This is a genomic window from Kerstersia gyiorum, assembly GCF_048595715.1.
GTDB classification, from domain to species: Bacteria; Pseudomonadota; Gammaproteobacteria; order Burkholderiales; family Burkholderiaceae_B; genus Kerstersia; species Kerstersia gyiorum.
Map to the genome: position 1 here is coordinate 1455812 of NZ_CP169556.1, position 24316 is coordinate 1480127.

The window sequence follows — 24316 nt, forward strand, 5'->3', positions numbered from 1 at the left end:
GTTCGCGCGTCGCCGGGCAAGGTAGCCCGCGAGCGCCGGCAGTCTGCCTGATGCAAGCCAGGCCCCTGAACCGGGGCCTGGCTTTTCCTTTCAGCCGAAGAACCAATAGCAGACGGTGATGGCGGCGATCACGCCGGCCAGGTCGGCGACCAGCGCGCATCCCACGGCGTGGCGGGCGCGCTGGATGCCGACTGATCCGAAATAGACGGCCAGCACGTAGAACGTGGTTTCCGTGCTGCCCTGCACCGTGGCTGCCAGTAGCGCCTGGAAACTGTCCACGCCGAAGTGCTGCATGGTTTCCAGCATCATGGCGCGTGCGGCACTGCCTGAAAAAGGTTTGGTCAGTGCCGTCGGCAGCGCGTCCACGAAGCGGGTATCCATGCCGGCTGCGGCAACCAGGTAGCGTATGCCATCGAGCAGATAATCCAGGGCGCCGGAGGCGCGCAGCACGCCGATGGCACACAGCATGGCGACCAGATAGGGCAGGAGGTTGCGGGCGACCTCGAAGCCTTCCTTGGCGCCATCGACGAAGGCATCGTAGACCGGGACCTTGCGCCAGGCGCCTACAGCGACAAACATCACGATCACGCCGAATAGTGTCAGGTTGCCCGCCAGCGAGGACAGGGCCGCAAGCGCGGTTGCCGACAGGGTCAGCGAAAAGGCCATGATGCCGCCCAGAATGATGCCTATGGCGGCGAACCAGAGCAGCACGACCGGGTCATGCAGCTTCAGGCGCTGCATCCATGCCACCGATAGCAGCGCCGCCAGTGTCGAGGCGCTGGTCGCCAGCAAAATGGGCAGGAAAATCAGGGTAGGGTCGGGCGCGCCCTGCTGTGCACGGAACATGAACAGCGTGACGGGCAGCAGCGTCAGCGAGGAAGCATTCAACGTCAGGAACAGGATCTGCGCGTTGGTGGCGGTATCCGGACGCGGGTTGAGCGTCTGCAGCTCGCGCATGGCTTTCAGACCGATGGGAGTGGCGGCATTGTCCAGGCCCAGGCCATTGGCAGCGAAGTTCATCGTGATCAAGCCGATGGCGGGATGGCCGCGTGGCACATCCGGCATCAGCCGGGCGAACAGCGGGCCCAGCAGCACGGCCAGTTTTTTGATCAGCCCGGCGCGCTCGGCAATGCGCAGGAAGCCCATCCATAGCGTCAGCGTGCCGAACAGCACGATCATGATGCTGACCGAGGTTTCCGCCATCGTGAACAGGCTTTTGACCAGTGCGGAAAAAACTTCCGCATCCCCGTAGGCCAGCCAGCGTATCCCGGCGGCCAGGGCGGCGATGAGGAAGAAGGCTAACCAGAGGATGTTCAGCATGGCGGCAAGGGGCGGGGGCGGGCCCGGCTACAGAACCGGGATGTCGCCAGGATGATGGGAGCGCAGCGCGGCGCGGGCTTGCTCATAGTCGGGAATGATGCGGCCGACTTCGTTCCAGAAGTCAGGGCCGTGGTTCATCTCCCGCAAGTGTGCCAGTTCGTGTGCGATGACGTAGTCAATGATGGCAGGCGAAAAATGGATCAGGCGCCAGTTCAGCATGATGCGCCCGTCGCTGGTGCAGGAGCCCCAGCGCGTGCGCGCTGCGGAAAGGCGCAGGCTGCGCACCGTCAGGCCATGCTGCGTGGCCATGTGTTGCAGCCGCTGCTGGAACTGCAGCGCAGCCTGTCGTTGCAGCCAGGCTTCGGTGATTTCACGGATACGCGAGCTTTCGGCATCCATCGGCAGGCTGAGATGCAGGATATCGCCAGCCTCGGGGCAACAGGGGTCGCCCTGGTAGGATTGCTGGCCCTGGGCACCCACGCTGGGCGCGGCCCCCAGTGCCAGGCGTATGCCGACACCAAGAAACGGGAACTCGCCACCATGCTGCCAGCGGGTATGGGCCATGGAAAGCTGTGTGCGCCTGTTCTGCCATGCTTCCAGCTTGGTCACGATCCAGCGGGTCTTCTGACGCACGGCATCGTCTATCTGGGCTTGGCTGGCCCAGGCGGGCGCCGTCACGCGCAAGCCATCGTCGCTGATGAGAAAGCCGATGGTACGCCGGCGTGAACGCATCAGGGTATAGCCCAGGCGTTGCATGCCGGACAGCGTTTCACGCCATTGGGCGCCCGGTGGCAGTTGCGCGGGACGATCCATGACGAGGCGGCCGGGCTGCTGCTGCAGGAAGCCGCCGGTGGCAGCCGGCGGCAAGGCCTGCTGCCCGGCAGGCACGACGGGTGCGGCTGGGGTCGCGCCATGCGTCGGGATGGACTGGGTAGGCGCGAACAAATCGCCTTGGAGAGGTGACGAACGAGGCATGACCAGGAGTGTATTTCACGCGGCCTGGGATGAGCCAGGGTAACGCTGCGGACTGATGCGGCGCATTTCCGCTTCGATCCAGGCCTCGACACGGGCGTTGAGTTCGGCGCTGTCCAGGCCTGTGGATTCAATGACGGGCCCGATGGATACCGTCACCAGTCCGGGAGACTTGAGAAACGAATTGCGCGGCCAGCATTCGCCGGCATTGAGTGCGACCGGAATCACCGGGACGCCGGCTTCCACGGCCAGCCTGGCGCCGCCCATCTTGTAGCGGCGGCGCTGGCCCGGCGGCACGCGCGTACCTTCCGGGAACAGCAGCGGCCAGCGGCCTTCGGCCAGGCGTTCGCGGCCCACGCTCAGCACCTGGCTGAAGGCGTCCTGGCCTTGCTTGCGGTCGATGGGAATCATGCGCAGCAGTGCCAGGCCCCAGCCGAAGAAAGGAACGAAATGCAGTTCTTTCTTGTAGACGTAGCAAACCTGCCGCGGCATCTTGGACGGAAAGAACAGGGTTTCCCAGGCGGACTGATGCTTGGAAAGAATCACTGCCGGGCCGTCAGGCAGGTTTTCCTGGCCCTGGATTTGCCAGCGGATGCCGCAGATGGCACGCGCACCCCAGAGCGCCAGGCTCGCCCAACCGACCGTCAGGCGGTAGCGCAATCCACGCGGGAGCGGCGACCAGAGCAGGCAGGCAAAGGCATAGGGAATAACAGTGACAGTCAGGAAGACTGCATAGATCAAGGAGCGTAGCCAGATCATGGAGTGTCTTGTTCGGCAAGCAAGGTATCGACGATAGCAGCCAGATTATCGCCAATGCGGGTTCCCGGTGGCAGCAGGTTGCTGCCACCGGCGGTGGCAGCGCCGTTGCCGGTGCGTGCCAGCCAGGGCTGGGCGTCCACTGCCGCAGCGGCCTGCAGGTCGCGCAAGGAATCACCGACGACCGGCACGCCTGCCAGCGGGATGTCGAAGCGGCGGCCGATATCCTGCAGCAGGCCCGGTGCGGGCTTGCGGCAGCGGCAGCCGTCTTCGGGACCGTGGGGGCAGACGAAAATGGCATCCACCGAGCCGCCCAGCGCTGCCAGGGCACGCCGCATCTTGGCGTGCATGGCGTTGAGGGTTTCCATGTCGAACAGGCCGCGTGCCAGCCCGGACTGGTTGGTTGCGATGGCGATGCGCCAGCCTGATTGCGACAGGCGCGCCATGGCTTCGAGGCTGCCGGGCAGCGGCAGCCATTCGTCTGGCGATTTGACGAAGGCCTTGCTGTCCTGGTTGATGACGCCGTCGCGGTCGAGGATGATCAGTTTCACTGTGCCAGCCGGGAAAGGTCGGCCACCTGGTTCATGAGATTGTGCAGACGCGCCAGCAGCGCGAGCCGGTTGGCGCGCACGGCAGGATCATCGGCCATGACCATGATGTCGTTGAAGAAAGTATCGACGGCAGCACGGGCCTGGGCCAGCGTGCTCAGCGCAGCGGCGAAGTCACCCGCGGCGAACTGCTTGGCCACCGGATCCGAAAGGGCGTCGATGGTGCTGGCCAGCGCCTGTTCGGCAGGTTCGGTCAGCAGCGCCGGGTTCAGCGGCGTGTCGGCGCGTTCTGCCTTCTTCAGCAGGTTGCCGATGCGCTTGTTGGCGGCAGCCAGGCTGGCGGCTTCCGGCAGTTGCGTGAACTGGGCAACGGCGGCAACCCGGGCGCCGACCTGGTGCAGGGGCGGATGCGTCGCCAGGACGGCATCCACGACACTGCGGTCATGTTCCTGGGTGAGCTGGTTGCGCAGGCGCTCGTAGACGAAGGTTTCGATCTCGGGCAGCACGCTGGCCGGAATACGGTCGGCCGGGAAACTTTCCAGACTCTGGCGCAGCAGGGCGCCCAGGGTCAGCGCGCCGCTTTCGCGCACCGACAGCCAGCCACCGGCAGTCAGTTGTTCGAAGGCGCTGATCAGGCCTTGTGCGGCGCGGCGCAGACCGAAGGGGTCGCGTTCGCCGGTTGGTGCCAGGCCTATGCCCCAGATGCCGACCAGGGTTTCGACCCGATCCGCGATGAACAGGATGGCAGCGGCAACATTGTCTGCCGATACCGGCTGTTCCAGGCGGATGCGGTACTGTTCGCGCAGTGCACGCGCCACGGTGGCCGGTTCGCCGTCGCCTTCGGCATAGTAGGCGCCCATCACGCCTTGCAGTTCCGGGAATTCGCCCACCATGTTGGTGGTGAGGTCGGCCTTGGCGAGCAGGGCGGCGCGGTCGGCGTCTGCCACCGGTGCACCCAGGGTTTCGGCCAGCCAGCGGGACAGCGTCCGCACGCGCTCGACGCGTTCAAGCTGGGTGCCCAGCTTGTTGTGATAGACGATACTTTCCAGTTGCGGAACGCGCGCGGCCAGCGGCGTCTTGCGGTCGGTCTGGAAGAAGAACTCGGCGTCTGCCAGGCGCGGCCGCACTACGCGCTGGTTGCCTTCGACGATGTGGCGCGGGTCCTGCGTCAGCATGTTGCTGACAATCAGGAAGCGGTGCGTCAGCTTGCCGCTTTCGGGGTGGAAGAGCGGGAAGTATTTCTGGTTCAGGCGCATGGTGAGGATCAGGCATTCCTGCGGTACGGCCAGGAAGCGTTCCTCGAATTCACCGACATAAACCACCGGATACTCCACCAGCGCAGTGACTTCCTCTAGCAGCGCGGCCACTTCGGGGTCCTCGTCGCCCAGCGAGGCATTCAGGCGTGCCGCCTGATCCCGCAGCTGGCCGTCGATCAGGGCGCGGCGTTCATCGAAGGACACCAGCACCTTGCCGTTTTCCGCCATCAGCGCAACATAATCGCCCGCAGCAGGCAGATCGAAAGGTTCAGGTGCCAGGAAACGATGGCCGTGCAATTGGCGGCCAGCTTGCAGGCCCAGCGCCTGTACCGGCACGATGTCGCTGCCATGCAGGGCTACCAGGCCATGGGCCGGACGGACGAACTTGACGGAAGTGACTCCATCGGCCAACTGGTAACGCATGACCTTGGGAATCGGCAGGTGCGTCAGCGCGGCATCCAGCGCCTGCTGCAGGCCATGGGCGAGCGCGGCACCGGCTGCCTTGCCATTGGCAACCAGGTATTCCTGCTTGCCGTCGGATTCACGCGCCAGGGCGGCGACGTCCAGGTGTTCCAGGCCCTTGGCCGCCAGCTTTTTCAGCAGCGCCGGGGTCGCGGCGCCATTGGCGTCCAGGCCGATTTTCACCGGCATCAGTTTTTCGGAAAACTCGCGGTCGGGCGCTTGCGCCAGCACGGCGGGCAGGAACGCACCCAGGCGGCGGGGCGTGGCATAGGGCGTGGCGGCCGCGTCGCCGGCGACCAGGCCGGCTTGCCGGAGTTCGGCTTCGAGACGCTCGGCAAAGGCAATGCCCAGTCGGCGCAAGGCCTTGGGTGGTAGTTCCTCGGTGAAGAGTTCGACCAGCAGCGGTGCGGTATTGGCCTGGCTCATGCCTGCACCTCCTTGTTGGCCAGCATCGGGAAGCCGAGCTTTTCGCGGGATTCGTAGTAGGCCTGGGCCACGCTGCGCGACAGGTTGCGGATGCGGCCGATATAGGCGGCGCGTTCGGTCACGCTGATGGCGCCACGGGCGTCGAGCATGTTGAAAGTGTGCGCCGCCTTCAGCACGTTTTCGTAGGCGGGCAGCGCCAGGGGCACGGCGATCATGCGCTTGGCCTCGTTTTCGTAGTCGTTGAAATGCGCGAACAGCATGTCGGTGCTGGCGTGTTCGAAGTTGTAGGTGGATTGCTCCACTTCATTCTGGTGGAAGACGTCACGGTAGAGCACGCGGCCGCCGCCGGCGCCGCCTTCGGTCCAGACCAGGTCATAGACGCTTTCCACGCCTTGCAGGTACATGGCCAGGCGTTCCAGGCCGTAGGTGATTTCACCGGTGGCCGGCGTGCAGTCGATGCCGCCTACTTGCTGGAAGTAGGTGAACTGGGTGACTTCCATGCCGTTGAGCCAGACTTCCCAGCCCAGGCCCCAGGCGCCCAGCGTGGGGTTTTCCCAGTCGTCTTCGACGAAGCGGATGTCATGCACGGTTGGGTCGATGCCCAGCGTCTTGAGAGAACCGATATACAGGTCGAGGATATCGGGTGGCGCGGGCTTGAGCACGACTTGGTACTGGTAGTAATGCTGCAGGCGGTTGGGGTTTTCGCCATAGCGGCCATCCTTGGGCCGGCGCGAAGGCTGCACATAGGCAGCGCGCCAGGGCTCCGGGCCGATGGCGCGCAGGAAGGTCGCGGTGTGCGAGGTGCCTGCGCCGACTTCCATGTCGTACGGCTGCAGCAGCGCGCAGCCTTGTTTGTCCCAGTATTCCTGGAGCCTGAGGATGATTTGCTGGAAAGTGAGCATGTGTAATGAAGGTCGGACAGAGGCGCCGCCAGCCCCGTTGGCGCGGCGCGGTAATCGTTGATTTTAACTGTTGTGGCGGTTTGCTGCGGGCTGGCGCAGGCTCAGGGCTGATATCCCACGCATGCGTCCGCTCATGAGGCCGTATCCGGCTCGTTTGCCGGCGGTGCTGCATCCGTGGCAACACGCTCGATCCGCTGGTCGCCACAGGCATCCCGCCAGGCCTGCAGGGCCGCCAGGGAAACCGCGCCGGGAACGGCGGTAGAGGACGCATCCGCCAGGAACACGTCCAGCAAGGGCGTGAGCGCGAAAGCGCGCTGGTGCATGCGCGGGTGCGGCAGCGTCAGGCGTGGATGGGACAGCGGCTGGTTGTCATACAGCAATATGTCCAGGTCCAGCGTGCGGGGCGCATTGCGATAGGGCCGTTCGCGGCCGTGCTTATTTTCCAGCGCCTGCAGAACATCCAGCAATGCCAGCGGCGCCAGCCGGGTGTGCAGGCGGACGGCGGCATTGACGAAGTCCGGGCCGCCGGCATCGACTGGGGCAGTGCGGTAGAACGGCGAAACTTCCAGTGCGGCGATATCGGGATGGGCTGCCAGCTCCGCCAGCGTCAGGCGCAGGGTTGCCTGGGCATCCCCCAGGTTGGCGCCCAGGCCGACATAGGCACAATGCAAGGTATCCATGCGATCTCGGCCTAGGCGGCGTTATCGGGTGGATTGCTGGAAGGGCGGGCATTGCTGGGACGGCGGCGGCGCCGGCGCGGCTTGCGCGCGGCTGGAGCATCGCCGTCGGTATCGCGCGGCAGTTGCGCGAGGCCGTCTATCATTTCCGCACGCAGGCTGTCATCGGCGTTGGCCAGGTCCATCCACCATTGTGCGTCTACGCTGTCGATCTCGCCGGCCGCAGCGCGCAGTTGCAGGAAGTCGCAGGCAGCGCGGAAGCGGGGTTGTTCGACCAGGCGCCAGACGGCGCGGCCCGGACGGCGTACCAGGCGCGGCTGCATGAACCAGATGTCGCGCATGTCGGCCGTGAAGCGACGCTGGATGGCCAGCTTGCCGGTTTGCTCTTCCAGGACGGAATCCGCGGCCTGGACCAGCGCTGGAATGCGATGTTCGCCGCGCGTTTCCAGTTCATGCCAGCGCGAAGCCACCTGCTGCCACAGCAGGGCGGCAAAGAGGAAACTGGGGCTGACGGTCTTGCCGGTGCGTACCCGAGCGTCGGTGCGTTCCAGCGCCAGGGTCACGAAGCGCTTGCCGTCGGGCTGTTCCAGCACCACGTCCAGCAGCGGCAGCAAACCCTTGTGCAGGCCGGCGCTGCGCAGTTGCTGCAGGCAGTCCATGGCGTGGCCGCAGGTCAGCAGTTTGAGCATTTCGTCGAACAGTCGCGATGCCGGGACGTTCTCGATCAGTGCGGCCAGGCCGGAGATCGGCGCCTGGGTGGCGTCGTCTATCCTGCCGCTGATCTTGGCGGCGAAGCGCACTGCGCGCAGCATGCGCACGGGGTCTTCGCGGTAGCGCGTGGCCGGGTCGCCGATCATGCGGATGACGCGCTGCTTCAGGTCTTCGACACCATTGTGGTAGTCGATGACGGTCTGCGTCAGCGGGTCGTAGTACAGCGCGTTCATGGTGAAGTCGCGCCGCACGGCATCCTGTTCCTGGTTGCCGAACACGTTGTCGCGCAGGATGCGGCCGTGCTCGTCGGTTTCCTGTTCGCCGCTGGACGGCGCGCGGAAGGTCGAGGTTTCGATGATTTCGCGGCCGAAGACGACGTGGACCAGCTGGAACCGGCGGCCGATGATGCGGGCGCGGCGGAACAGCGGGCGGATCTGCTCGGGCGTGGCGTTGGTAGCCACATCGAAATCCTTGGGCTCCAGCCCGAGGATCAGGTCGCGGACGGCACCACCCACGATATAGGCGTCATAGCCTTGATGGCGCAGCGTTTCGCAGACCTTGACGGCGTTGCGCGAGACGTGGCGCGGGTCTATGCCGTGTCGTTCCACCGGGATGCGGGCTGGCCCGGTTGGGCGGCGCAGCCGGCTCACGAAGCGTTTGATGGTTTCTGTGATCATGCGTTTATCAGGATTTCTGGTCCGCCAATTGCGAGAACAGGTCGATGATGCGCCACTTGCGATCGGTGGCGATACGGCGCAGTTCGTCGCTGGGGTTGGCGGCGACAGGATGAGAAACAACTTCCAGCAGCGGCAGGTCGTTCATCGAGTCGCTGTAGAACCAGGTTTCCGGATAGTCTGCCAGGCTTTGGCCGAGCGTGGCCAGCCATTGCTGGACACGGGTGATCTTGCCTTCGCGGAAGCTCGGGGTGCCGAGGATGCGGCCGGTATAGCGTCCGCCGATGTATTCGGCTTCGGTCGCCACCAGGTGCTGCACGCCCAGGGCGCGGGCGATGGGGGCGGTCACGAAGCTGTTGGTGGCGGTGACGATAGCAACCAGGTCGCCGGCTTCCAGGTGGCCGCGCACCAGCGCCAGCGCATTGGGCTGGATCGCGGGCCAGATCATTTCGCGCATGAAGTCTTCATGCCAGCGGGCCAGGTCGGTGGGGTTGTGCGGGGACAGCAGTCCCAGCATGAATTCGGCCGATTGCTCGGCCGTCAGGTTGCCCTCGTTGTAGCGCACCATCAGGTCCTCGTTGCGCTGGCGGGCGATCTCGGGATCGCCGGCGCGCCCGGTGCGTGCCAGGAATTCGGCCCATTGGTAGTCGCTGTCGAGCGGCAGCAGGGTGTGGTCCAGGTCGAACAGGGCAAGGCGTGTCGGTGAGTTGGGCTTCATTGTCGGTTGGTGTTCGGGTCTGCGAGCATGGTCCGCAGCAATGGAATGGTGATGGGCCGGCGTGCAGACAGTGAGTAGCGATCAAGCTCGTCAATCAGGCGGGAGAGTTTCCGCATGTCGCGCTCGAGGTGCGTCAGTATCCAGTTGAGCACTTCCGGTGTCAGGTTGACGCCGCGGCTTTCCGCCTGCAATTGCAGGGCGGCGAGCTTGTCGGCGTCGGAAAGCGGTTCCAGGCGAAAGACCAGATCCCAGCCCAGGCGGGTACGCAAATCTTCGCGTAACGGCATGGACAGCGGCGCACGGTCACCCGCGAGTACCAGCGAGAATGCATGCGGGGACGCGGCGGATTCGCGCCAGCGATTGTACAGGGCGAATACGACAGCCTGCGCAGCCTCGTCGAGTTGCTGCACGTCGTCGATGGCGATCAGGTCCGCGTGCCTGCCGTCGCTGTCGGCAAGCTGGCGCAGGATATCGGTCGAACCGGCGGCAGGAAAATAATGGCGTAGTCCCGGCAGGGACGTCAGGCCGCGCAGCAGGTGGCTGCGCCCCGAACCGTCCGCGCCCCACAGGTACAGGGCACGGCCCGGGGCAAGGTCGTTGGCGGCCTGCAGCGCCTCGATATTTGGCCCGGGAATATAGTTTTCCAGGGACGGAGCAGGCGCCGGCAGCACGTCCAGCAGGAGCTGACGGCTCATGCCAGCGATCCTTTCTTGACGGAATTCAGGGTCATTGCGCGGCGCAAGTGGCGGTTCATCGTAAAATCAACTTCTTATTCAGCGAAACGCTGCGATTTTTACATATTCGACGGTTTTTTCCATGGCCCAGACAAACAAGTCCTCCCTGACCTATCGCGACGCAGGCGTCGATATCGACGCCGGAGATGCGCTGGTTGATCGCATCAAACCCTTGGCAGCGCGCACCATGCGCGCTGGCGTGTTGGGAGGCATAGGGGGCTTCGGCGCCCTGTTCCAGGTTCCCGGCAAGTATCGCGAGCCAGTGCTCGTTTCGGGAACCGATGGCGTAGGCACCAAGCTGCGCCTGGCTTTTGAATGGAACCGCCATGATACGGTAGGCATCGACCTCGTGGCCATGAGCGTCAACGATATCCTGGTGCAAGGCGCCGAACCGTTGTTCTTTCTTGACTATTTCGCCTGCGGCAAGTTGTCCGTGGACACGGCGGCTGCCGTGGTCGGCGGCATCGCCAAGGGCTGCGAGGAGTCCGGCTGCGCGCTGATCGGTGGCGAAACGGCGGAAATGCCGGGCATGTACCCCGACGGCGAATACGATCTGGCCGGCTTTGCCGTCGGCGCTGTCGAGAAATCCAAGATCATCGACGGCAAGTCCATCACCTCGGGCGATGTCGTGCTGGGCCTGGCGTCCAGCGGCGCGCATTCCAACGGCTATTCGCTGGTCCGCAAGATCATCGAACGCGCCGGTGCCCGCCCCGAAGACGATTTCCATGGCAAGCCCTTCGGCGATGCCGTGATGGCGCCGACGCGCCTCTACGTGAAGTCGGTGCTGGCGGCCCTCGAAGCGCATGGCGAGTCCATCAAGGGCCTGGCTCACATTACTGGCGGTGGTCTGCTTGAAAACGTGCCGCGTATCCTGCAGCCGCAATGGCAGGCTCGCCTGCATGCGGACGCCTGGCAGCGTCCGGCGCTGTTCGACTGGCTGCAACGTGAGGGCGGCGTGGATCACCAGGAAATGCACCGTGTTTTCAACTGCGGCATCGGCATGGTGATCGTGGTCGCCGCCGATCAGGCGGAAACGGTGGCTGGCACGCTGGCTGCGAATGGCGAACAGGTCTTCCGCATTGGCGAGATCGTTCCGCGTGCCGAAGGTGCGCCGGGTACCGTCGTCCTCTGATCTTTCCTGCCTGGGCAGAAGTGCAGGGCGGCCCGCTGTTCGCGGACGGCCCTGCCTTCTGGTCCGGTTTGGGCTGACGCGCTGCTGGCGCGGGCGCTGCCGGCGGGCCGGATTCACATACAGCTGCTATGTTGCGAATTCGTCGATTCTGGCGCTACGTTACGGATAACATTGTTGCGCCGACCCAGCCAACGGCGGGCCAGCTCATGTCGCTGGCGTCTCCCCTGGGGCTGCCGCTGTCGATACGGAGGCATGCGGCCTCTGTGATTGCGGCGCGCATTCAGTTGCTCTCCGTCCTTTTTTTCGTGCTGGTGCCTTTGTGCGGCGTGATCGACCTGGTGGTCTTTCCCTGGCCGCAGGCGCTGGCGCTGCTGGTGTTGCGTCTGGCTGCCGGTGTCGTCTTCTTCCAGATGGCCAAGCCGCGTCCACTGACAGGCAGCCATCCATACAAGCGCGCCCTGGGCATGCTGGCCTGCATGCTGGTGGTGCCCTGTCTGTTCTACCTGGCGGCCCTGCGCCTGACCGGCGGCCTGGTGCTGACCGATGCGCAGTTTCTGATGATGCAGATCTATGCGTTGATGCCGACTGTGGTGTTGGGCGGCCTGGCGATATTTCCGTTGTCTGCGCTGGAAGTCCTGCTGTTTGCGCTGCCCGCGCTGGTCACGGCGCTCATGGGTATGACCATGGGCGATGCCCAGCAGCTTTCCTGGGCCCAGCATGGTGCGACACTCTGGTTCATGGCGCTGATGACAGGCATTGCCATGTTTTCCAGCATGAGTCAGTTGCATTACATGAAGAGCCTGGTTCACCGGGCCAATACCGATCCGCTGACGGATGCGCTGACGCGCCGCTCAGGGGTGGAAAGCCTGGAACGCCTGTTCATGCAATCGGCCAATTCCGAGACGCCGTTGGCACTGGCTTTCATAGATATCGACCACTTCAAGGCCATCAATGACCGTTTCGGGCACGATGCCGGCGACCGCGCCTTGTGCAGCCTGGTGCGCAGTCTGCGCGGCTATCTGCGCAGTAGCGATGTCTTGGTGCGCTGGGGTGGGGAAGAGTTCGTGATCATCCTGCCGAACATGTCGGTGTCGCAGCTGCCTTACTTCATCGAGCGCCTGCGCCAGGGCGGCCTGGGGCGGACCGAGGACGGTACCGCCATCATGGCCTCCGTCGGCGTGGCCGAGCGCATGCATGACGAAGTCCTGGATTGGCCCACACTGATCGAACTGGCCGATCAGCGCATGTACCGTGCCAAGAACGAAGGCCGGGCGCGTGTCATTTTGCCGGACGATACGACGGTGTCGCTGGCCCGGCCTGTCAGCACGCCAGTGGCCGTTGCGTCCAGCAGGGTCGATGGTGTGCCGGGCGGTGCGGGCGAACACGGCCAGTAGCCTGGCTGAATTCGCCGTTTGCGGCGGGTGCTGCCTGGCGGGGAAGGGCCGGCCTCAGGGGCGGTAAGCGCGGGCCAGGGCATCCAGCCACGGCGCCGCAGCGTCCACCGCCTGGGCCTGGGCATCTCTGGTCAGGCAGTCGACAGCCTGTCGTTCCGGCTGGGCCCGCAGCCAGGTGATTTGCCGCTTGGCCAGCTGGCGGGTGGCGGCAATGGCCTGCTCGCGCGCCAGCGGCAGGGCAATCTCGCCGTCCAGCCAGGACCACATCTGGCGATAGCCGACACAGCGTACCGACGGCAGGCCGGGGTGCAGATCGCCACGTTGGTGCAACTGGCGGACTTCTTCGGCAAAACCCTGTTCCAGCATCTGGTCGAAACGCAGGGCGATTCGCTGGTGCAGGGCCAGGCGGTCGGAAGGTTCCAGGCTGATGGTATGGAAGGTGTAGGGGCGCGCGGCCTGTCCCGCCGATCCGTTGCCATCGTCTTTGCGTCCCAGCAGCGCAGACATGGGCTGTCCGCTCAGCAGGCAGACTTCCAGTGCGCGCTGGATGCGCTGGCTGTCGTTCGGTGCCAGGCGAGCAGCCGTTACCGGGTCCAGGCGCGCCAGTTCGGCGTGCAGCGCAGGCCAGCCGCTGGCGGCTGCGCGTGCTTCCAGTTCCGCGCGCAGGCCGGGGTCGGCTTCGGGTAGATCATCCAGGCCTTCGCGCAAGGCCTTGTAATACATCATGGTGCCGCCGGCCAGCAGGGGCAGGCGGCCGCGCTGCAGAATGGCGTTGATCAGGGCCAGGGCATCATTGCGGAAGGCGGCGGCAGAGTAGCTGTCAGCAGGATCAAGGATATCCAGCATGTGCTGGGGCACTTGTTGGCGCTCTGCGACATTCGGCTTGGCCGTGCCGATATCCATGCCGCGATAGATGGTGGCGGAATCGACATTGATGATTTCCAGCGGCCAGCGCTGTGCCAGGGCCAGCGTGGCGGCGCTTTTCCCGGCGGCGGTGGGGCCGGCCAGGCAAAGAATGGGAAGGGAAGGTGCGTTCATGAAATTGCGTTATTGCCCGCGCAGGAACAGGCGGTCCAGTTCTGGCAGGTTCCACTGCACCCAGGTCGGGCGGCCATGGTTGCATTGGCCGGCGCGTTCCGTGGCTTCCATGGCTCGCAGCAGCGCGTTCATTTCCTCGCGGGTCAGCTTGCGGTTGGCGCGCACGGAGCCGTGGCAGGCCATGGTGGAGAGCAGTTCGTTGCGCTTTTCCGTCAGGTGGCGCGACATGCCGACGCTGGCGAGGTCGGCAAGTACGGCACGGGCGAGGGATTCGATATCGCCATCGGCAAGCGGCGCGGGCACGCTGCGCACGGTGACGGCGCTGGGGCCGGCCGGCCGCATCTCGAAGCCGAATTCTGTCAGCAGGGCATCATATTCTTCCAGCAGCGCCACGTCTTTTTCCGGCGCACTGAAGACCACCGGTACCAGGAGATCCTGGCGCGGCAGGCCATTCTGGTCTATGGCATTTTTCAGGTGTTCATAGACGATGCGTTCATGCGCGGCGTGCATGTCCACCAGGATCAGCCCGTGGCGGTTCTCCGCCAGGATATAGATGCCATGCAGTTGCGCCAGTGCCATGCCCAGCGGCAGGTCGTCGCCGGTCGCAGGCAGTGGCTGAGAGGCCGGGTCGGCCTGTGCCGCAGTGGCGGGTGCGAAGGCGGGCAGGCTGGCAGGCGTGGCGCCAGCCATGGCCGGAGCGAAGGGCGTATGGGCTGATGTTCCAACGCCCGTGGCGGGGGCTGCCGTGGTGTTGCTGGGCGCGTCGGCTTCCAGGGGGCGGTAATGTCGTTGCCAGTCGAATGAGCCGGCCTCATAGCGTCGCTGCGGTTCGGCCAGGTACAGCGGCGATTGCTGGGTATATTGGGCCGGCGCGGGGTGTTGCGTACTGTCGGGAGCTGCCGCGCCAGGGGGGATGTCAGCTTGCCCGGGCATGGCGGGCATCACGGACGGCTGGACGTTCGGCTCGACGCTGTGAGACGGCTCGGTGGCGGTGGTGTTGCCCAGTTGTCCGGCGCCGTGGGCCAGGGCCTGGCTGACCTGCTGCATGACGAAACGGTACACCGCACCGCTGTCGCGAAAACGGATTTCGCTCTTGGCCGGATGCACATTGACGTCCACGCTGGTGGGATCAACAGTCAGGAACAACACGTATGCAGGTTGCCGATCTCCATGCAGAACATCGGCGTACGCACTGCGTATGGCATGGGAAACGGTGCGATCGCGCACGAAACGGCCGTTTACGTATAAATATTGGCGGTCTGCGCGGGCACGCGACGCAGTGGGTTCCAGGACGATGCCCGACAGGGCGGCTGCCCCGATGTCCGCATGCAATGCGAGCCCCTGGCGGGCGAACTCCTCGCCCAGTACGTCGCGGATGCGTTGCAGGGGATCGGTCTGGGGCCATTGGCGTACGGCGCGGTCATTGTGGAACAACTGGAAGGCAATATGCGGGTGCGCCAGGGCAATGCGTTCGAAGGCATCGACGCAATGGCCGAATTCGGTTTGTTCGCTGCGCAGGAACTTCCGCCTGGCAGGCACGTTGTCGAACAGCTGGCGCACGTCGACAGTCGTGCCGCCAGGGCCGGCGGCGGGTTCGGCATGGCCTTGCAGGCCTTGGATCTGGTAGGCGTGGCTGGCGTGGGCAGTCCGGGAGGTCAACGTCAGGTAGGCCACGGAAGCGATGGATGCGAGAGCCTCCCCGCGAAAGCCCATGGATGCCACGGATTCCAGGTCGGCCAGCGAGCCGATTTTACTGGTAGCGTGGCGCGTAAGGGCCAGCGGCAATTCTTCGGGAGGAATGCCACAGCCGTCGTCGGTCACGGCGATACGGCGTATGCCGCCGCCGTCCAGGCGCACAGTAATGGCGCTGGCGCCCGCATCTATGGCGTTTTCCAGCAGTTCCTTGAGGACGGAGGCGGGTCGTTCAATGACCTCGCCTGCCGCGATCTGGCTGATGAGCAGATCGGGCAGGGCATGGATGATTCTGCGTTCTTGCATGAACGCATTTTTAACTGATTTCGCGATCCAGCGCTGCAATGTGCGGGTTGGCGGCGTAGAAGCCCTGGATACCGGTATGAATGGCGGCCGCGATCTTCTGCTGGTGGGCAGCGGTACGCAGCAGGCGTTCTTCGCCCGGGTTGCTGATGAACGCGGTTTCCACGAGCACCGAAGGAATGTCCGGGGCCTTCAGCACGGCAAAGCCGGCTTGTTCCACGTTCTTCTTGTGCAGCGTGTTGATCTTTTCCAGTTCGCGCAGCAGCGTGCTGCCAAAGCGCAGCGAATCGTTGATCTGCGCGGTCGTGGAGAGTTCAAGCAGAACCTTGGCGACGTTGGCGTCCTGGCTGCCAAGGTTGACCCCGCCAATCAGGTCGGCGGCATTTTCCTTGTTGGCCAGCAGACGCGCCATGGTACTGCTGGCGCCGCGTTCCGACAGGGCAAATACGGACGTTCCGCGTGCGGTTGGCCGGGTCCAGGCATCAGCGTGTATGGAGATGAACAGATCGGCGCGGGCGCGGCGAGCCTTCTGTACGCGTACATGCAGCGGCACGAAGAAATCCGCATCGCGGGTCATGAAGGCGCGCATGCCGGGCGTGGAGTCGATCCGTCGCTTCAGCATGTGGGCAATACTGAGCACGACGTCCTTTTCCCGTGTGCCGCCAGGGCCGGTTGCGCCGGGGTCTTCACCGCCATGCCCAGGGTCGAGCGCGATCGTCAGCGGCCGGCGGCGGTTCGAGGTATGGACCGCCGGGGCGCGTCCGCCTGCCGGTGCGGCGGGTTCGGGGCGCGATGGGGCCGTGGCAATCTGGCCACCGGTCTGAGGAGCGGCAGGTTGCGGTTGCTGCGCCGGCGTGCCGCCAGGGCGGTTCGAGAGGTCTTCGAGAATCCGGGCCAGCGGGTCTTCCTCGGCGGGCAGGTTCTTGCTGTTCATCATGGCCAGCAAGGGGTCCTGCGCGACCTTCGGATACAGATCGAGTACCAGGCGATACTGGTATTCGGCGACCGGCTTGAGCGTGAAGACCTGAGGCGCGATGGCCTGCTTCAGGTCGAAGACGATACGCACGATTTCCGGGCGGTTCTGGGCCACTCGAGCGCTGGCGATGTAGGGATCGTCAGGCTTGATCTTGGAAACCAGTTCGTTGAGCGCCTGGTCTAGGGTCAGCCCTTCGATGTCGACGACGAGTCGGTGGGGATTTTCCAGCGTGAAGTGCTCGGCCTTCAGGGCGCTGTCGAGTTCCAGCGTGATGCGGGTGTAGTCATCCGCGGGCCACGTACGGACGGCCAGAATGCTGGCCGCGCGGGCGGTGCGCGGGATCACGGGAACGAGCAGCAGCGTCATGGCGCTGCCAAGCAAGCGGCGACGCGTCGCGTCTGCCGGTATCAGGGGCCGGGTGAGAGGATTGCGTTCAGCCATTTAAGCCCTCTTTCGGTATGGGCCGACAGATCCGCGCGGCGTCCATCGTCCAGGTATTCCAGCGAAATTTCTAGATCTGGCGGGCTCAGGAGATCGCCGGCACGTTCTGGCCATTCGATCAAAACAAGGGCATCTTCACGCAGGATTTCCCTGAATCCGGCGTCCAGCCATTCCCTGGATTCGCTAAATCTATAAAAATCAAGATGATACAAGTATAAGTTAAAAACTTTATAAGATTCAAGCAACGCGTAGCTTGGGCTCTTGATTCGGCCGCTTATGCCGCATGCGCGCAACAGTGCGCGGGCAAAGCTGGTTTTTCCGGCCCCCAGGTCGCCGCGCAGGTGGATCCGGCCGCCCGCGCCCGGGCCGGGCGCTGCGGATGCATCGGGACGGTCGCATACCAGCGGCGCCAGGCGGCGCGCCAGGGCTTCGGTGGCAGTTTCGTCAGGCAGATACAGCGTGTGCTGGGCAGGCGGGGGCATGTCGGCTCCGGAGGTGATGCGGGCAAGGCGGCCATTATAGGGACGAGAACGAGGCGCGCGCCCGGCTTGCGTGGCGGGAAGGGGCGGGAAAGAGGGGAAAGAGGGGAAAGAGCGCGCAGGCAGGATGGACGGCGGCAGGCGTCGTGCCGGAATCGGTGGTTGGAATGGCGTTCCGGTGATATGGGCTGTCCGGTTCTGCTATCCTAGCGGGCGTTTAGTTCATCAGTCGTTCCATTCTCATTCTCAATGAAATCGGCCCGGAATTGATGCCTGGCCGTATCCAGTGGAGTCAAGCAATCAAATGAGCACCCGCATCGAAAAAGATACCTTCGGTCCCATCGAAGTGCCCGCCGAGCACCTGTGGGGCGCGCAGACCCAGCGTTCGCTGCATTTCTTCTCGATTTCCACCGAAAAGATGCCGGTTGCACTGGTTGAAGCGCTGGCCCGCGTCAAGCGCGCCGCCGCTCACGTCAATGCCGAACTGAAGCAGATCGACGCTGGCCAGGCCGATGCCATCATCAAGGCTGCCGATGAAGTCATCGCCGGCAAGTGGCCCAACGAATTCCCGCTGTCCGTGTGGCAGACCGGTTCGGGCACGCAAAGCAACATGAACATGAACGAAGTGCTGGCCAACCGCGCTTCGGAACTGCTGGGCGGCGAACGCGGCGAAGCCCGCAAGGTGCACCCCAATGACCACGTGAACCGTGGCCAGTCGTCCAACGACGTGTTCCCCACCGCCATGCACGTGGCTGCCGCCGTCGAGGTCGAGCGCCACCTGCTGCCGGCGCTGGCCAAGCTGAAGGCCGTCCTGCAAGCCAAGAGCGAGGCCTTCCGCGATATCGTCAAGATCGGCCGTACCCACCTGCAGGACGCCACGCCGCTGACGCTGGGCCAGGAAATTTCCGGCTGGGTTGCCCAGCTGGAAATCGCCGAAAGCCAGATTCGCGCCACGCTGCCCGTGTTGCACGAGCTGGCCATTGGCGGCACGGCAGTCGGTACCGGTCTGAACGCCCACCCGGAATTCAGCAAGCGCGTTGCCGACGAACTGGCACGCGATACCAAGGTGGCTTTCGTTTCCGCGCCCAACAAGTTCCAGGCGCTGGCGGGTCATGAAGGCATCCTGTTTGCCCACGGCGCGCTCAAGACCCTGGCTGCCGGCCTGATCAAGATTGCCAACGACGTGCGCTGGCTGTCCAGCGGCCCGCGTTCCGGCCTGGGTGAAATCAGCATTCCGGAAAACGAACCGGGTTCCTCGATCATGCCGGGCAAGGTCAACCCGACCCAGTGCGAAGCGCTGACCATGCTGGGCGCGCAGGTGCTGGGCAATGACGTCGCCATCAACATCGGTGGCGCCAGCGGCAACTTCGAGCTGAACGTCTTCAAGCCGCTGGTGATCCACAACTTCCTGCAATCGGTGCGTTTGCTGGCTGACGGCATGGCGAGCTTCGGTGAGCACTGCGCGGTCGGTATCGAACCCAACCGCGACCGCATCACCGAACTGGTCAACCGCTCGCTGATGCTGGTGACGGCACTGAACCCGCACATCGGTTACGACAAGGCTGCCCAGATCGCCAAGAAGGCCCACAAGGAAAACCTGTCGCTGCGTGAATCGGCACTGGCATTGGGCTTCCTGACGGCCGAGCAGTTCGACGAGTGGGTGGTGCCGTCGCACATGACCAACCAGAAATAATCATCCGCCCCGTGCGGAGATTCATCGCGTTGGACGCCGTTCTCGGCAGAATGGCACGATGATGAAGGCATACGCAGCGTTATCGCTGGGTATGCCTTTTTTGTCGCCGGGCCGCCCCAAGACAAAAACGCCCCCTTGGGGGGCAGCAAGCCGAAGGCGCGGCGTGGGGGCCCTTTTTGTCGCCGGGCCGCCCCAAGACAAAAACGCCCCCTTGGGGGGCAGCAAGCCGAAGGCGCAGTGTGGGGGCCCTTTTTGTCGCCGGGCCGCCCCAAGACAAAAACGCCCCCTTGGGGGGCAGCAAGCCGAAGGCGCAGCGTGGGGGCCCTTATTTATCGCCGGGCCGCCGGTAGGTAACAAGGGGTGCAAGTGCTTGGGAGCAAACATGGATGAAGCAATGCAGGACGATGGCCTGGACAGGGAGGCCTGCCGGCAGGCACAGGTCGAGGCCGGGGCGTTGGTGCGGCTGGGCGAAGCGATCCGCACCGACATCCGGGCAGGCCGGATGTATGGTGCTTCCGTGGCGGTGGCGCGTGGCGGCAGGCTGCTGTACCACGCTGCCATCGGCGAGGCGGCGCCTGGCCGTCCGGCCAGGACGGACGACATTTATTTATTGATGTCGCTGTCGAAGTCTTTTACCGCCGTGCTGGTTCTGCAAGCGATCGAGCGTGGCTGGTTCGGCCTGGACGACAGGGTGGCCGATTGGTGGCCAGCGTTCGGAGCCGCAGGCAAGCAGGACATCAGTGTGCGTCAATTGTTGACGCATTGCGCCGGCATGCCTACCGGGCTGATGCCGCCGGTGGATGTGCCGCCCGCGCAGATAGGTGACCTGGCGTTGTTTGCCGGTGCATTGGCAACCTTGCCGCCGCTGTATCCGCCGGGTTCGCAGGTGTTCTACAGCCCGACGGCGGCCTATGCGGTGCTGGGACAATTGCTGGTGCTGACCGATCCCCAGGGGCGCGCCTTTCGGGATATCGCCAGGCAGCAGTTGTTCGAACCACTGGGAATGAGGGATACCTCCTTCGGCATGCGGCCTGATGCCGCGCGCCGGGTGCCCATGTCCTATACCCCTGCCATGTCGACGCTGGAAGGTCAGGCTGTCGCCGGCTTGCTGAACCATGTGCTCGGTGAACGAGCCGAACTGCCGGCTGGTGGAGCGCTGAGCACGCTGGACGATGTGCTGCGTTTCGCTGAGGCCATGCGTCAGGAGGGCAGGCTGGGAGATGTCCGCGTGTTGTCTGCAGAGGTTCTGCGCGAGGCGTGCCGCAGTCATACCGGATCGGCACGCAATATGGGGTGGGAAGGTTACCGGCAGGAGTACGGCCTGGCGGAAACGCCTGCACACTATTCCTTGCTGGGTGGACAGGTGCGGGGAGAGGGCCAACATTTGAGCGCTGCGGGACGTTTCGCCAGTGCGGGGGCTTTTTATTCGGTAGGACGTGGCAGCACGCTGTGGATGGTGGACCCCGAGCGCGAACTGAGCTTTGTATTTCTCGGTGCCGGTGTCATTGAAGGCCTGGCACATACTGAACGCTTGTCACGGCTGAGTGACCTGGTGACGGCAGCTTGCCAGTAAAAAAAACCGGAAACGAGAGGTTTCCGGTTTTCTCCTGGCCTGAGTGCTATCAGTAGCTGTAGCTCACCGAGAGCTGAACATTGCGGCCCGCTTCGGTATACATATCCAGGCCGGCGCTGGTGCTGCTGATGTCCTGGACGTTGATGCTGCGCCAGTACTTTTTATCGAAGAGGTTGAACACCCCGGCTTGCAGTCTCAGGCCCTTGGCTTCCGGCGGCGTGACCCAGCCGATCAGGTCCAGGGTGCCGTAGCCGGGAGCCTTGAACGTGGTGTCGTCCTTGACTTTGTCACGCTTGCGGGCCAGCGTGAGGATGCTTTCCGCACCCCAGTTTTCCTGGCTATAGCGCAGCCCCAGTACGGTTTTCAGTGGCGAAATGGAGTTCAGGTACGAGTTGTCTTCGCGATTGCGGCCTTGCGACCAGGCCAGCGAGCCCCAGACGTCCCAGTTGCGGGCGAACTGCCATTGCCCTTGCGCTTCGGCACCATAGATACGCACCCGGTTCACGTTCTGGAACTGGTAGTGGGTGAAGGCGGGATTGGCGTCGTCGGGCCAGCCTTCCATATTGATGAAGTTCTTGTAGCGGGTATCGAAGAAGGTCAGGCTGGCGCTGGCCTGGCTGCTGTTCCAGCGTGCCCCGAGTTCATACCCGGAGCTGGTTTCCGGCTTCAGGTCAGGGTTGGGGTGCAAGGTATAGCCGTAGTACGGGCTGCTCGTATTGCTGAACTGGCCATTGACCTCCACCAGGTTGGGGGCACGGAAGCCCTGGGCGTATTGCACGAACAGGGTGACGTTATCGGTTGCGTACCAGGTGGCCAGCAGCTTGGGCGAGAAGCGGGAATCCCGTTGTTTGACGGCAGTGCCGTTCTGCTGTTCCAGCGTCGTGTCCGACAGCGGATTCTGCTCGTAATGGTCGTAGCGGATTCCCGGCGTCAGTGACACCTGGTCGTGCAGGAAGCCGATTTCATCTTCCATGAACAGGCCGAACTGCGTGATCTTGGCCTTGGGAACGGTGCGCAGGTTGATTGTGCTGCTTTCAGGGTATCCTGCCGCGAACTCCTCGGTACGTGACTGCCACCACTCGCCGCCTGCGCTGATGCGATTGCTGACGGTGCCGGTCAGTTGCTTGGAGGCCAGGGCAGACAGGCCATACAAGGATTGCCGATACTGGCCGTTGCGTTCATACCTGGGAGCATTGCTGCGCACCTGGTGGTCAAATTGATCGCTATCCAGGCGCGAGTAATAGACGCGGGCGGAGGCCAGGTCGATGAGCTTGTCCTGATCCGGAGCCTTGTAGTCATACTCCATCGACAGGCGGTAGCGTTTTTCGCTGTCGTCCGTGTGGCTGGACAGGATTTGGGTCGCCGTGCCCATGACGGAGCCCAGTGCATTCAGGCGATCCGAGTGATAGTTGGTCTTGCGGTATTCGCCGGTCAGCCCCAGCTTGTGGCCGCCGACGAAGTCGTGCTGCAGTTTGCCCAGCACGTTGCTACGGCTGTTTTTCTGCGGGTTGGGCTTGGTCCTCGATGCGCCAGTGGAGTCGTCCTTGCCCTGGTTCTCGTACTCGTGACCTTTCCGGCCGCCAGCCTGAATCAGCCAGGCCGTGTTGTCATTGTCGAACAGGCCGGCGAGCGCGACATTCAGGCCGCGGCTGCCATCGTCGCTGCGGTAGTCCATCACGCCACGGGCACCGAACGATTCGCCTGGGCGGATGACGTCGGAAGGGTCCAAGGTACGCAGGCCGACGATGCCGGCGAGGGCGGAAGAACCATATAGCGTCGACCCTGGGCCGCGCACGATATCCACCGATTTCAGTGAAGTGAAATCCACCATGTCCTGGCCGATGCTGTCCCGGCCCGTGAACTCGAAAACATCCGGCAGGCGAATGCCGTCCACAAGGGTCAGAACGCGGGCGCCCTGCAGGCCGCGAATATTGATTTGAGTGTTGCCGTTGCGCAGGCTACGGCCTGCTTCGATGCCCGGTTCGGCGCGCTGGCCGAGATCCTGGAAATTGTGGATGAAACGCTCGTCCAGGGTTTCGCGCGAGGTCGTCGTGGCCGAGGGCGGAATGCCTGCTGCGTCTTGCTCGAAGCGGGTCGCGGTGATGACGGTAGGCGTCAGCAGCCTGACGGGGCTTTCCTGAACGGTATTGACCTGGCTGGTGTTTGCGTCGTCTGTGGCGGTGTTATCTGCAGCGATGGCGAGATTGGTGCCGGTCAGAGCCGTTGCGATCAAGCTACTCAGTAGCGTTGGACGAAGCGTGCGCATCAGTAAATCCACGGAGCTTGCAAGCGGAACCCGAGGCACGAGGCTGAAAGTGGCTGCATGTTGGGTAACGCTGTGCGGATGATTCGGAAATGGGTGGCGGATAGGCGGCAATGAGTGGTTTTGCCACCAGAGTGAGAGAACTTAAATGATTAGAATTCTTATGTCTATGTTAGAAAGTCTTTATTTTTATGGGTATATATCCCGAGAAATCTCTAAAACCTTAGTTTTCCTGGGCCTTTTCTATTCAAGTCCATAGAAAAATACGTGTTTCATCAGATTGGGTTGTTGTATTTTTCCGTCACGTTTGGCGGTTCGGGGGCAGGCGCGAGGGCGTTGGCATGCGGCCACTCGACAGCGTGGGGGTGCAGGCTCGCATGGCGGCAGATGATGTGGATCAGCCCAAGGCGCGGGCGCGCACGGACGGCAGGGGGTGCGGGATCTATCGCCGACGGAAAAACGATGGCTCGCCGGTGTCTGCCTTTCAGGGAAGGTTAGAGCCCTGGCACCGTCTTGAAGCCGCCGAAGAAAGCGCATTGGCCGGGAAAGCCCGGGCGGCCATCGCAGGCCTTCAGGCAGCCTGGCTTGTCTCCTGCAAAGTGCGCTGCCACTGACATTTCAAACCCGTAAGTGGGCGTGGTGACGTCGAAACGGCTTTCGCAGACGGTGTCGAGGCTATAGAAGAAGGTCATGGCCTCGTTGCGGCCATTGATGGAGAAGGCGACCTGGAAGCTGTCCAGGCTGCGCCATCCGGCGCGAGGCAACACCAGGAAACGGTAGCGTTTCTCGTCCAGGCGTTCGCCGAATACCTTCAGCTTGGCTGTGGAAGAATCCGTTTTTGGCGACGGATATGGCAGCGCCAGCAAGGCGCGTGGATCGCCCAGCACGCCCAGGTCGAAACCGATACCTTTCTGATAGAAAGGAATTTCGATATTGGGATAGCCAGAGATTGCCAGGTGTTTGTTGGGCGCCAGGCCTTGCCTGGACTGCGGCGCGTAGTCTGGCGCGCGGGCAAACGTCACTTCCAGTGTCAATACGGCTTCGGCGGGGTTGGCTTCTTCGCTGCGTATGTCGTCCAGGCGGTTGGGGCCGTGGCTGGCGCAGCCCGCCAGCAGCAGTGCCGGCAACGCCAGCGGTACCAGGCCTGCGCGGCGCGCAAAGCATCTCAAGCTCATG

General features: G+C 63.8%; 20 protein-coding genes. 4 read left to right on the forward strand and 16 right to left on the reverse strand.

All coding sequences use genetic code 11. The features are described 5' to 3' along the window. Nucleotides 1-90: 90 nt before the first annotated feature. The 10 genes from ACEW7X_RS06390 to hda all read right to left on the reverse strand — a co-directional run bounded on the left by ACEW7X_RS06390 (nt 91) and on the right by hda (nt 10117). Nucleotides 91-1320 carry a nucleoside recognition domain-containing protein gene (locus tag ACEW7X_RS06390; RefSeq protein WP_420177767.1) on the reverse strand — a complete coding sequence of 410 codons (1230 nt, stop codon included), beginning with the start codon at nt 1318-1320 and terminating at the stop codon, nt 91-93. 27 nt (nt 1321-1347) lie between these two features. Beyond that, nucleotides 1348-2295 (reverse strand): M48 family metallopeptidase, encoded by a 948-nt coding sequence (locus tag ACEW7X_RS06395; RefSeq protein ID WP_130486880.1) that lies wholly within the window; start codon nt 2293-2295, stop codon nt 1348-1350. 15 nt (nt 2296-2310) lie between these two features. After that, entirely contained in the window at nt 2311-3051 is a 741-nt protein-coding gene (locus tag ACEW7X_RS06400) for a lysophospholipid acyltransferase family protein (RefSeq protein ID WP_068368681.1), read from the reverse strand. After that, complete coding sequence (gene gmhB, locus ACEW7X_RS06405; protein ID WP_130486881.1) at nt 3048-3599, reverse strand: D-glycero-beta-D-manno-heptose 1,7-bisphosphate 7-phosphatase; 552 nt, start codon at nt 3597-3599, stop codon at nt 3048-3050. The genes ACEW7X_RS06400 and gmhB overlap by 4 nt, the downstream gene beginning before the upstream one ends. Then, nucleotides 3596-5740 carry a glycine--tRNA ligase subunit beta gene (glyS, locus tag ACEW7X_RS06410; RefSeq protein ID WP_068368675.1) on the reverse strand — a complete coding sequence of 715 codons (2145 nt, stop codon included), beginning with the start codon at nt 5738-5740 and terminating at the stop codon, nt 3596-3598. The genes gmhB and glyS overlap by 4 nt, the downstream gene beginning before the upstream one ends. Beyond that, nucleotides 5737-6642 carry a glycine--tRNA ligase subunit alpha gene (gene glyQ, locus ACEW7X_RS06415; protein ID WP_068368672.1) on the reverse strand — a complete coding sequence of 302 codons (906 nt, stop codon included), beginning with the start codon at nt 6640-6642 and terminating at the stop codon, nt 5737-5739. The genes glyS and glyQ overlap by 4 nt, the downstream gene beginning before the upstream one ends. Before the next feature lie 131 nt (nt 6643-6773). After that, nucleotides 6774-7322 carry a 2-amino-4-hydroxy-6-hydroxymethyldihydropteridine diphosphokinase gene (gene folK, locus ACEW7X_RS06420; protein ID WP_068368669.1) on the reverse strand — a complete coding sequence of 183 codons (549 nt, stop codon included), beginning with the start codon at nt 7320-7322 and terminating at the stop codon, nt 6774-6776. An 11-nt stretch (nt 7323-7333) separates the two neighbouring features. Continuing rightward, nucleotides 7334-8707 carry a polynucleotide adenylyltransferase PcnB gene (gene pcnB, locus ACEW7X_RS06425; RefSeq protein WP_068368666.1) on the reverse strand — a complete coding sequence of 458 codons (1374 nt, stop codon included), beginning with the start codon at nt 8705-8707 and terminating at the stop codon, nt 7334-7336. Nucleotides 8708-8714: 7 nt separating this feature from the next. Further along, nucleotides 8715-9422, reverse strand: coding sequence for an HAD family hydrolase (locus ACEW7X_RS06430; RefSeq protein WP_068368663.1), 708 nt, complete (start codon nt 9420-9422; stop codon nt 8715-8717). Next, entirely contained in the window at nt 9419-10117 is a 699-nt protein-coding gene (gene hda / locus ACEW7X_RS06435; RefSeq protein ID WP_068368660.1) for a DnaA regulatory inactivator Hda, read from the reverse strand. The genes ACEW7X_RS06430 and hda overlap by 4 nt, the downstream gene beginning before the upstream one ends. A 121-nt stretch (nt 10118-10238) precedes the next feature. Here hda and purM point away from each other — a divergent pair, with 121 nt between their 5' ends. After that, a complete protein-coding gene (gene purM, locus ACEW7X_RS06440; RefSeq protein ID WP_068368657.1) occupies nt 10239-11288 on the forward strand; it encodes a phosphoribosylformylglycinamidine cyclo-ligase in 1050 nt (349 codons plus the stop codon). 128 nt (nt 11289-11416) lie between these two features. Further along, nucleotides 11417-12682 carry a GGDEF domain-containing protein gene (locus ACEW7X_RS06445; RefSeq protein WP_257741030.1) on the forward strand — a complete coding sequence of 422 codons (1266 nt, stop codon included), beginning with the start codon at nt 11417-11419 and terminating at the stop codon, nt 12680-12682. Nucleotides 12683-12736: 54 nt separating this feature from the next. On the opposite strand, the gene miaA is transcribed toward ACEW7X_RS06445, so the two are convergent. Genes miaA through tsaE form a run of 4 tightly spaced genes read right to left on the reverse strand, consistent with a single transcriptional unit; the run spans nt 12737 to nt 17614 of the window. Next, entirely contained in the window at nt 12737-13720 is a 984-nt protein-coding gene (gene miaA, locus ACEW7X_RS06450) for a tRNA (adenosine(37)-N6)-dimethylallyltransferase MiaA (RefSeq protein WP_130486884.1), read from the reverse strand. Between the two features lie 9 nt (nt 13721-13729). Next, the gene (gene mutL, locus ACEW7X_RS06455) at nt 13730-15718 is read right to left on the reverse strand and encodes a DNA mismatch repair endonuclease MutL (protein WP_420177768.1); all 1989 of its coding nucleotides are present in this window, start codon (nt 15716-15718) and stop codon (nt 13730-13732) included. A 10-nt stretch (nt 15719-15728) separates the two neighbouring features. After that, nucleotides 15729-17132 (reverse strand): N-acetylmuramoyl-L-alanine amidase, encoded by a 1404-nt coding sequence (locus ACEW7X_RS06460; protein WP_068368644.1) that lies wholly within the window; start codon nt 17130-17132, stop codon nt 15729-15731. Next, on the reverse strand, nt 17099-17614 hold the full coding sequence (gene tsaE, locus ACEW7X_RS06465) for a tRNA (adenosine(37)-N6)-threonylcarbamoyltransferase complex ATPase subunit type 1 TsaE (RefSeq protein WP_068368642.1): 516 nt from the start codon (nt 17612-17614) through the stop codon (nt 17099-17101). The genes ACEW7X_RS06460 and tsaE overlap by 34 nt, the downstream gene beginning before the upstream one ends. A 301-nt stretch (nt 17615-17915) precedes the next feature. Here tsaE and fumC point away from each other — a divergent pair, with 301 nt between their 5' ends. Then, on the forward strand, nt 17916-19304 hold the full coding sequence (gene fumC, locus ACEW7X_RS06470) for a class II fumarate hydratase (protein ID WP_068368639.1): 1389 nt from the start codon (nt 17916-17918) through the stop codon (nt 19302-19304). A 382-nt stretch (nt 19305-19686) separates the two neighbouring features. Next, nucleotides 19687-20877, forward strand: coding sequence for a serine hydrolase domain-containing protein (locus tag ACEW7X_RS06475; protein WP_134838294.1), 1191 nt, complete (start codon nt 19687-19689; stop codon nt 20875-20877). Between the two features lie 49 nt (nt 20878-20926). On the opposite strand, the gene ACEW7X_RS06480 is transcribed toward ACEW7X_RS06475, so the two are convergent. Then, entirely contained in the window at nt 20927-23143 is a 2217-nt protein-coding gene (locus ACEW7X_RS06480) for a TonB-dependent hemoglobin/transferrin/lactoferrin family receptor (protein WP_420177769.1), read from the reverse strand. A gap of 491 nt (nt 23144-23634) precedes the next feature. Further along, the gene (locus ACEW7X_RS06485; protein WP_420177770.1) at nt 23635-24315 is read right to left on the reverse strand and encodes a hypothetical protein; all 681 of its coding nucleotides are present in this window, start codon (nt 24313-24315) and stop codon (nt 23635-23637) included. Nucleotide 24316 lies beyond the last annotated feature (1 nt).